Source organism: Chitinophaga sp., from assembly GCF_035564935.1.
GTDB lineage: Bacteria > Bacteroidota > Bacteroidia > Chitinophagales > Chitinophagaceae > Chitinophaga.
Genome location: NZ_DATMTE010000252.1, coordinates 1 through 9,958, shown reverse-complemented (window position 1 = coordinate 9,958; position 9,958 = coordinate 1). Strand labels below are relative to the sequence as shown.

At 45.3% G+C, this 9,958-nt stretch carries 9 protein-coding genes and 1 tRNA gene; 6 read left to right on the top strand and 4 right to left on the bottom strand.

Going from position 1 to position 9,958, the window contains the following annotated elements; all coding sequences use genetic code 11:
* The 3 genes from VN105_RS06620 to VN105_RS06610 form a co-directional block, all read left to right on the top strand.
* The coding region (locus VN105_RS06620; protein ID WP_325639131.1) for a hypothetical protein at positions 1-183 on the top strand (183 nt) is incomplete at its 5' end.
* Between the two features lie 209 nt (positions 184-392).
* Positions 393-2,042 (top strand): SulP family inorganic anion transporter, encoded by a 1,650-nt coding sequence (locus tag VN105_RS06615; RefSeq protein ID WP_325639129.1) that lies wholly within the window; start codon positions 393-395, stop codon positions 2,040-2,042.
* A gap of 85 nt (positions 2,043-2,127) precedes the next feature.
* Entirely contained in the window at positions 2,128-2,805 is a 678-nt protein-coding gene (locus tag VN105_RS06610; protein ID WP_325639127.1) for a carbonic anhydrase family protein, read from the top strand.
* Positions 2,806-2,928: 123 nt separating this feature from the next.
* On the opposite strand, the gene VN105_RS06605 is transcribed toward VN105_RS06610, so the two are convergent.
* The 3 genes from VN105_RS06605 to VN105_RS06595 form a co-directional block, all read right to left on the bottom strand.
* A complete protein-coding gene (locus tag VN105_RS06605) occupies positions 2,929-4,065 on the bottom strand; it encodes a methionine aminotransferase (RefSeq protein WP_325639125.1) in 1,137 nt (378 codons plus the stop codon).
* 96 nt (positions 4,066-4,161) lie between these two features.
* The gene (locus VN105_RS06600) at positions 4,162-5,253 is read right to left on the bottom strand and encodes a mannose-1-phosphate guanylyltransferase (RefSeq protein WP_325639123.1); all 1,092 of its coding nucleotides are present in this window, start codon (positions 5,251-5,253) and stop codon (positions 4,162-4,164) included.
* A 2-nt stretch (positions 5,254-5,255) separates the two neighbouring features.
* On the bottom strand, positions 5,256-6,230 hold the full coding sequence (locus VN105_RS06595) for a KpsF/GutQ family sugar-phosphate isomerase (RefSeq protein WP_325639121.1): 975 nt from the start codon (positions 6,228-6,230) through the stop codon (positions 5,256-5,258).
* Between the two features lie 156 nt (positions 6,231-6,386).
* On the opposite strand from VN105_RS06595, the gene recQ reads away from it, so the two are divergent.
* From recQ to VN105_RS06580, 3 genes are all read left to right on the top strand, one after another.
* Positions 6,387-8,588, top strand: a complete 2,202-nt coding sequence (gene recQ, locus VN105_RS06590) for a DNA helicase RecQ (RefSeq protein ID WP_325639119.1) — start codon at positions 6,387-6,389, stop codon at positions 8,586-8,588.
* A gap of 29 nt (positions 8,589-8,617) precedes the next feature.
* A complete protein-coding gene (locus VN105_RS06585) occupies positions 8,618-9,385 on the top strand; it encodes a DUF3050 domain-containing protein (protein ID WP_325639117.1) in 768 nt (255 codons plus the stop codon).
* Between the two features lie 83 nt (positions 9,386-9,468).
* A tRNA-Phe gene (locus VN105_RS06580) sits at positions 9,469-9,541 on the top strand.
* A gap of 123 nt (positions 9,542-9,664) precedes the next feature.
* Here VN105_RS06580 and VN105_RS06575 read toward each other — a convergent pair.
* A partial coding sequence (locus VN105_RS06575; RefSeq protein ID WP_325639116.1) for a hypothetical protein occupies positions 9,665-9,958 on the bottom strand: 294 nt, incomplete at its 5' end.

Sequence of the window (9,958 nt, the reverse complement as noted above, 5' to 3'; positions counted from 1 at the left end):
GTTGATTGTGGAGCTGACCACGTAAAGATTGCAAAAGAACTGAAGTTTTGTAAACAGTTTGACGAAATTCAGTTTAACCCGCTGCTCATTCTTGGTATTTTACAATATCATTTAATGGAAGATATCCCCAGCAACCCTGCTCAGGAAATTCATGCCCCCCCTCCCAATATGCACATCGCATAATTTCGTTCAGCCGTTGTAGTTACAGCAGCTGTTTTCTCTATTCATTTATTACTGATTATTTAAAACACTACCGGGACAAGGTGTGTCCATCAGGGAGATACCGCTATTAAGTCGTTAACGGTAGTACTATTCTATCATTGCAGCTTCCACGGTTGCAGCATTTTGCTGCTATCCGGAAGTGCGATCCCTCAACGGAAAAGCAATATTTTATGAACAAGCAAACATCATTATTCTCTAATATAAAAGGTGACTTTTCAGCCGGCCTTGTTGTTTTCCTCATTGCGGTGCCATTGTGCCTGGGTATAGCCCTGGCCTCCGGAGCCCCCCTGTTTGCCGGTATGATTTCCGGTATCATCGGCGGTCTGGTGATCGGCTTTTTAAGCGGCTCGCAATTGAGTGTAAGCGGACCGGCAGCTGGTCTTACTGCCGTTGTACTGGTAGCTATCACCAAACTGGGTGCGTTCGACATATTCCTCCTGAGTGTGGTAATAGGTGGCGCCATCCAGCTTATCCTGGGGTTAATTAAAGCAGGTACAGTAGCCAACTACTTCCCTTCCAATGTAATCACAGGTATGCTTACCGCTATTGGTATTATCATCATCCTGAAACAAATACCTCATGCTTTTGGCTATGACGCTAATGCTGAAGGCGATTTTACTTTTTTTCAGGTAGATGGAGAAAATACTTTCAGTGCCTTGTTGTCTGCAGTTAACCATATTAACCTTGGCGCAACACTGATCACCATCGTCTCCATTTTCATTATTCTGTACTGGAGCAAGATCCCGAAGCTCAATGTAGTGCCAGCGCCACTGGTAGCAGTAATTACCGGCATATTGCTCAATATGGCATTTTCCGGCAGTGAGCTGCTGGCACTGGGATCTAATCACCTGGTAACCTTACCGGTACCAGACAGTTTTGGTGACTTCGTTAGCCAGTTCACCCTGCCCAACTTCAGCGCCATTTCCAATAAGGATGTATGGATCACCGGTATTACTATTGCCATAGTAGCTTCGGTAGAAACCCTGCTGAACGTGGAAGCAACAGACAAGCTCGATCCCTTGAAGCGTCATACTTCTCCTAACAGGGAGTTAAAAGCGCAGGGGGTTGGTAACATCATCAGTGGTTTAATTGGCGGGTTACCCATTACTTCTGTAATTGTACGTTCCAGCGCCAACATTAACGCCGGTGCAAAAACCAAACTGGCATCGATGATACATGGTACCTTATTGCTGGTTTGCACCGCATTGATCCCGGTATTGTTAAATAAAATTCCGCTGGCTACCCTGGCAGCAGTGTTGCTGGTAACCGGTTACAAATTGTGTAAAATTTCCATTTTCAAGGAAATGTTCAAAAACGGCAAGTATCAATGGGTGCCTTTTGCAGTAACTGTAGTAGCCATTGTATTTACAGACCTGCTGGTAGGTATTGCGCTGGGTATGGCTGTAAGCGTAATAGCCATCTTACGCGGTAATATGAAAAGCTCTTATTATTTCCGGAAAGAGAAATATCACAGCGGCGATAGCATCCGGCTGGAACTGGCACAGGAGGTTTCTTTCCTGAATAAAGCCAGTATCCTGCTTACACTGGATCATATGCCGGAAAATATCACGCTGGTGATCGATGCACATAAAACGGCCTACATCGACTTTGATGTATTGCAGACTATCCGCGAATTTAAAGACATTAAAGCGCCGCAGAAAAATATCAAGGTAATACTAACGGGGTTTAAATCTGTGTATAATATTCAGAATACACCAGACCTCTCCGCCGAAGAACAAACCCGGCTGAACTCCCCACAGGTACACACTATTTCTTCCGGTAACCACAAGGAATTGCTGAAAGAGCTGCAATTGAATTAAAGGCTAAGCGCCTTTACCCGAAACAAAAAGCAACGGATTCCAACTATGGCTCCGTTCATTTTTCAATTTCAAAAAAACGACAATAATGAAAACGCTTAATAAAATATCTCAGGCCAATATATCTCCAAAGAAAGCACTGGAATTGCTAAAAGCCGGCAACACCCGGTTTGTGGATAACCTCCGCATGAACCGTAACCTTCTTCAGATGCTGAACGACACCTCCGACGGACAATGGCCTATGGCGGCAATTGTGAGTTGTATGGATTCCCGTACCTCTGCAGAACTGATCTTTGACCAGGGGCTGGGCGATATTTTCAGCATCCGTTTAGCCGGCGCGGTTATTTCTGATAATGTGCTGGGCAGCCTGGAATATGCATGCAAAATTGCCGGTTCAAAATTCATCGTGGTGCTTGGCCACACTAAATGCGGTGCTGTGAAAGGGGCATGCGATACCGTGGAAATGGGTAACCTCACCGGCCTACTGAATAAAATAACACCCGCTGTTTTTGCAGAGAAATCAGTTAAAGAAGATCGTACTTCACATAACAGCAAATTTGTGGAAGCTGTAAATAAGATCCACGTAGAGCGCTCGGTTCAGGCTATCATGGAACAAAGCAACATTCTGCGCGATATGATCGGGAAAGGTGAAGTAGGTATTATCGGTGCTATTTATGACGTGGAAACCGGTATTGTGAGCTTTATGGAACACACCCTGATCCTGGAAAGCAACAAACAGGAAGAAGCAACAGCAGTAGCTGTTTAACCCGGCGCCCTTTTATAGAAGAGAATAAACTTGCTTTTTCGTAAAAAGAGGGAGGCACTGATAACACGGTTTGATCAATTATTTAAAGGCATTGATCAAACTGTTATTAGCGGCCTCCTTTTTTTATATCTGTTGCAGTCGTGCTGCAGCTTGTTCCAGTGTTGCCTGCTTCTTCGCAAAACAAAACCGGATTACATGATCATCCTTCCCATCCTGGTAGAACGCTGATACCGGTATTACCGCCACACCAAATTCTTTGGTCATACGAATGGCAAAATCCTTATCTCCTTCGGCTGAGATCCTGTCGTATTTCATCAGTTGAAAATAGCTCCCCTGGCTGGCCAGCGGGGTAAAACGGGAGCCTTTCATCAGCTCCAGGAAATAGTCTCTTTTCTGCTGGTAAAATGCCGGCAGTTCAAGATAATGCGACGGCGTTTCCAGGAATTTTGCCAGGCCATACTGCATGGGTGTATTCACTGAAAAGCAGAGGTATTGATGTACTTTCCGGTACTCTTTCATCAGGTGTTCCGGCGCCACACAATAACCCATTTTCCAGCCGGTATTATGGAACACTTTGCCAAAGGAAAACGTAACAAAGCTGTTGCGGAAAATAGCCGGGTAACGCAGTATACTGTGATGTTGCGCACCATCAAAAACCAGGTGTTCATATACTTCATCAGACAATACAATCAGGTTAAACTCCTCCACCAGTTTCTCCAGTTCCTTTATATCATTTTCCTGTAAAATGCTTCCGGTAGGGTTGTGCGGCGTGTTAAACATAATCATCCGGGTGCGGGGAGTGATCTTACTTCTCACTTCATTCCAGTTGATCCGGTAATCAGGAAACGACAACGGAATCAATACCGGTACTCCGCCGTTCACCAGTACATTGGGAATATAGCTGTCGTATGCCGGTTCAAAAATGATCACTTCATCACCCGGATGTATACACGTAGCAATGGCAGTAAAAATAGCATAGGTGCCGCCAGGCGTAATTGTTATTTCAGTGTCGGGATGCACTTCCTGCCGGTAAAGCTGGCTGATCTTTGCGGCAATAGCATTACGAAGCTGTGAAAGGCCCGGCATAGGCGCATATTGGTTATGACCTTGCTGCATGGCCTCATTTACCATTGCTTTCAGCTCATCGCTGCAGTCGTAATCGGGAAATCCCTGGGAGAGGTTGATGGCCTGGTGGGAAGCCGCCAGGGCAGACATGACGGTAAATATAGTAGTGCCTACATTGGGCAGTTTTGAGATCATTGCCGGATTTTTTGATATTGAAAATCAGATGTTTGTCAGCAGGAAATCTTTCCGCCACTAAATATCTGAATTTCAATATCAAAATCACAATAATATTTACAGGAACTTCTCGCCTTTGTTGCGTTTGATTTCTCCTACATATTCCTTGATCTGCTGTTCATTTTCTTTTTTGCAGATGAGTAGTACATCCTGGGTATCTATAACAATAAATTCGTCCAGGCCCTGCAGCAGTACCAGTTTTTCGTTGGGCACCTTCACCATGCACTTGGTAGCGTCTATCACCACCACATTTTTTCCCTGTACGGCGTTGCCCAGGTAATCTTTTTCAAGGTTCTCATAGGCGGAGGCCCAGGTACCCAGGTCGCTCCATCCGAAATTGGAAGGGATCACATACACATTGCTGGCCTTTTCCATAATACCGTAATCAATGGAAATGTTGGTGCATTGGGGGTATACTCTCTCCATCACCTCTTTTTCCTGTGGCGTATTGAGTGCAGGAGTGGCCTGTTCAAAAAGTTCATCTATCTCCGGAAGATATTGTTTAAATGCCGCCAGGATGGTTTTTATATTCCACACAAAGATGCCGGCATTCCAGAGGAAATCGCCGCTTTGAAGAAATGTTTTGGCCAGCTCCAGGTTCGGCTTTTCAGTAAAGGTTTTTACCTGGTATACATTATCAGCTACCTGTTGCGGTTCAAACTGGATATAACCGTAACCGGTATCGGGGCGGGTAGGTTTAATGCCAAGTGTAACCAGGGCGCTGTTTTTCTGAACAAACAATAACGCGCTTAAACAGGCGCTGGTAAATGCCGGTCCATCCATAATAAGGTGGTCTGCCGGCGCGCAAATGATATTGGCCAGCGGGTCCTGTTTATGAATTTTGTGAGAAATATAAGCAACGCAGGGCGCTGTATTTTTACGGGATGGTTCGCTCACAATATTGGCTGCGGGCAATTCCGGTAACTGATCACTTACCTTTCCGGTATACTGGTGATGGGTTACCACGAATATGTTTTCCTTTGGAATGAACTGCGCAAAGCGTTCATAAGTCCATTGGAGGAGGGTTTTCCCTGTGTTCAGGATATCCAGGAACTGCTTGGGATTGTCTGTGCGGCTGTGGGGCCAGAACCTGCTGCCTATTCCCCCTGCCATTATTGCCACATAAAAATGGCTGTTCAGCTGTGTCATTTCTAAATAATTCCTTCTCTGATTAAATCGTGTAAGTGAATAATACCCTGATATCGTTCGCCGTCCATCACCAGCAGTTGGGTAATATCGTGCCGGCGCATCATTTCCAGTGCGTTAATGGCCAGTTGATCCTGCTGGATCATTTTCGGGTGAAGCGACATTATATCTTTTGCCGTTACAGCTGCTGTAGGAACATCTTTCTCCAGCATTCTGCGCAGGTCTCCATCTGTAATAATTCCCCTGAGCAATCCATTTTCATCCACTACCGCGGTAACTCCCAGCATTTTGGATGAAATTTCCACAATTACCTCTCTTAATGAACTGTTAGCCAATACCTGTGGCGCTTTATGTTGTTTGCTCAGATCTCCTACCTTAAGGTACAATTTCTTTCCTAAAGCACCTCCGGGATGGAACTTGGCAAAATCTGCAGCAGTAAATCCGTGCCATTCTATCAGGCAAACCGCCAGCGCATCTCCCATTACCAGCTGGGCAGTGGTGCTGGTAGTAGGCGCCAGGTTATTTGGACAAGCTTCCTGACTAACGGTTGTATTAAGTATCAAATCTGCCTCCTGGGCTAAAAATGAGCTGGTATTCCCCACCATGGCGATCAGCGTGTTGCCAAAATTCTTCACCAGGGGTACAAGTACCTTAATTTCGGCCGAAGTGCCGCTTTTAGAGATACACATCACCACATCTTCCTCCCTGATCATCCCCAGGTCTCCGTGAATAGCATCTGCCGCATGCATAAAAAGTGCAGGTGTACCGGTAGAATTAAATGTGGCCACTATTTTCTGGGCAATAATGGCGCTTTTACCAATGCCTGTTACCACCAGTCTTCCCTGGCATTGCGCAATCCTTTCAACAACCTTCTCAAAATCTGCATCTATAAACTGTTGCAAATCATTAATAGCTGATGCCTCCATCGCAATTGTACGCCTGGCTACCTGTCCTATATTGATAGTTTGATTCCTTTTCATGATTATTTACAAATTTATCATTTTTTAGCCAGCACTGAAGCGGTCAAGTAATTTATATTGATACTCCGCGCTTTTTTAAGTAACTTCGTGTCCCCTAAAAAACATATAAACATATTTCGTCATTTGTTGGTTCTTTAGAGTTAAAATTTGAATGCAATGGCTGTTGTCAAGGAACGTTTGATGGATGCATTACGCGAACACTTCGGGTTCGATTCCTTTAAGGGAAATCAGGAAAAAATTATAAATAGCATCCTTTCAGGCAAAGATACTTTTGTGATAATGCCAACCGGCGGAGGTAAATCATTATGCTATCAATTACCGGCGCTGATGAAGCCGGGTTGTGCACTGATCGTTTCCCCCCTTATTGCGCTAATGAAAAACCAGGTAGACCTGGTAAGAGGTTACAGCAGTAAGGACAATGTAGCGCACTTTCTAAATTCTACCTTATCCAAGGCACAGATCAAGAAAGTACGGGCCGACCTCACAGCAGGGAAAACCAAACTGTTGTATGTAGCCCCGGAAACCCTCACCAAACAGGAAAACCTGGATTTCTTCCGGGAACTGGAGATCTCATTTATTGCCGTAGATGAGGCACACTGTATTTCTGAATGGGGTCATGATTTCAGACCGGAATACCGCCGTTTGAAGGAAATGATTGACCAGATCAGTGAAAATCTGCCCATCATTGCGCTAACCGCTACTGCCACTCCTAAAGTGCAGAGCGATATTGTGAAGAATCTTGGATTGAATAAGGCTAATATCTTTATTTCTTCCTTTAACCGTCCAAACCTGTATTACGAAATCAGGCCCAAACGCAAAAAGGAACAGACGATCAAGGATATTGTGAAGTTTATACATCAGCATAAAGGCAAAAGCGGCATTATTTATACGCTGAACCGTAAAACCACGGAGGAACTGGCAGACATGCTGGTGGCCAACGGGGTAAAGGCAGTAGCCTACCATGCCGGCCTGGATCCTTCTACCAGGGCGCAGCGCCAGGATATGTTCCTTCATGAAGATACAGAAGTAATTGTGGCCACCATTGCATTTGGAATGGGGATCGATAAACCGGATGTACGCTTCGTAATTCATTACAATATCCCCAAAAGCCTGGAAAATTACTACCAGGAAACCGGCCGCGCCGGCAGGGACGGGCTGGAAGGACATTGTATCTGCTACTATTCCCATAAAGATGTGCAGAAACTGGAACACCTTATGCGCGATAAATCGCTCAGCGAACGCGAAATGGGTGCGCAACTGATTAACGAAACCGTAGCCTATGCCGAAAGCGCCGTATGCCGCCGCAAGGTTATCCTGCACTACTTCGGGGAACATTACGATACCGAAAACTGCGGACAATGCGATAACTGCCGCAATCCAAAAGAAAAGATAGAAGTAAAGAACCGCGTAGTGATCATGCTGAAAGCTATCCGCTCGCTCGAAGAACGTTTTGGCAGCGAATATGTGATCAATATCATCACCGGGAAAACCACCCCGCAAATCAACACTTACCGCCACGATAAACTTGATGTGTTCGGCGAAGGGAAGGAGTTTGATGCGCATTTCTGGAACTCCCTGATGCGCCAGATGATGCTGGAAGGATTAATTGAAAAAGATATTGAAGAATATGGCTTACTGAAAGTAACCGACAAAGGCGCCAAATTCCTCAAAAAGCCGTACTCTATCATGGTAGCGCTGAATCACCAGTTTGATGAAGATGCTATGGATGAAGAGGAAGAAGCCGCCGCAGAAGCTCAGGCATCTGCCGACCCGGCACTCTTTGAAATGCTGAAAGAACTGCGCAAAAAAGTATCAAAGGAAAAGAACCTTCCTCCCTTTGTTATCTTCCTGGAAACATCCCTGGAAGATATGGCCACCCAATATCCTACCACCGTGCAGGAACTGGAAAAGATCCAGGGCGTGAGTAAGGGTAAAGCGATCCGCTATGGCAAACAGTTCCTGGATGTGATCACCAAATACGTGGAGGAAAACAATATCACCAAGCCGGACGATTTTGTGATGAAGAGCGTGGTGAATAAAAGCGGGATGAAAGTATTCATCATCCAGAATATCGATAAAAAGATACCTCTCGAAACCATTGCAAAAAACAAGGAGCTCTCCCTCTCCCAGTTACTTGATGAAATGGAAACCATTGTAGCCAGTGGTACCAAACTGAACATCGATTATTGCCTGGATGAAGAACTGGACGACTATGCCCAGGATGAGATCATGGAATACTTCAAAGGATGTGAAACATCTAGTCTTGCGCTCGCCAGGGAAGAACTGATTGAAAATGATTACTCGCTGGAGCAATTAAAGCTGATGCGTATAAAATTCCTGGTAGTATACGGCAACTGATGCCGGTTACCAGGAACCATACCACAACAATGAACATCAAAAAAATACAGGAAACCATTGCGCCCGTTAGGGAGCAGGTAGTAAGCCATCCACTATACGCCGACCTGCAAACATTGGATGATGTTCGCACTTTTATGCAGTACCATGTATACGCCGTTTGGGATTTCATGTCTTTACTGAAAGGATTGCAGCAACAGCTTACCTGCGTTAACGTACCCTGGATACCAACAGGCAATGCGGCTACCCGTTACCTGATCAATGAAATTGTAACAGGCGAAGAAAGCGATGTAGATAAGGAAGGAAACCGGTGCAGTCACTTCGAACTCTATGAGCGCGCCATGCAACAGGCCGGTGCGGATACCGCTCCCATAAATGCGGTTATAACCGGTATAAGAACCGGTAAAACAATCCAGGACTTATTCTTCGCCGCTATCCTTCCGGAGGCCGTAAAGGGCTTTTTAAACTTTACATTTAATGTAATTGCCACCGGTAAGGCACATATTATGGCTGCCGTTTTTACTTTCGGCAGGGAAGACCTGATCCCCGATATGTTCCTCGCCCTGGTAAAAGACCTCGGTCAGAAATTTCCCGGGAAACTGGATACCTTCATTTATTACCTGGAAAGACATATTGAAGTAGACGGGGATCACCACAGCCAACTGGCTATGCAAATGGTGAGCGAATTATGTGGCACCGATAAACATAAATGGGACGAAGCAGCTGAATATGCACGCCAGTCGCTCTATTGGCGGCATGAACTTTGGAGCGGTATCCTGAGCGAAAAAGTGATTTTGTAAATTTTTCACGAAAAAAATTTTGCAATTCAAAAGATTGTATTACTTTTGCAATCCCCTCACGAGAGAGGGCAATAAAAACGGATGGTGCGGTAGCTCAGTTGGTAGAGCAAAGGACTGAAAATCCTTGTGTCGCCGGTTCGATCCCGGCTCACACCACAGAAACGGGAATAGTACAGTCAAATGTATTGTTCCCGTTTTTTTTTTCCCTAAAGCCCGCGCTCTTCCTGTCATTTGACGGAAAATGCATGGCGTTCTTCCGGAAATTTGGCCTTGTATTCTTCATACATCTCCCGGTCCTTCTCTTCCATCGCAAGGCGATCTCTCAGTTGATTTATCCTTTTGTCGATTTCTTTGTATCTGCTGTTCCAGTCCGTCACGTTTCTGGGTACTTTCCTGTGTAAGTTGGTTGTAGGTGGCAATGGTTTGTAGCTTCAGTAATTGTCGGTAACCCTCGTTTACGTCGAGTGTATAACTGGCTGTTAATTCCTGAAAGGTCTTATGTAGGTTGCCTGCCCACAAGCCTGTGGGGCAGTGATTCACAGGCTTGTGGGCACGAAAATTACAAACTATAAT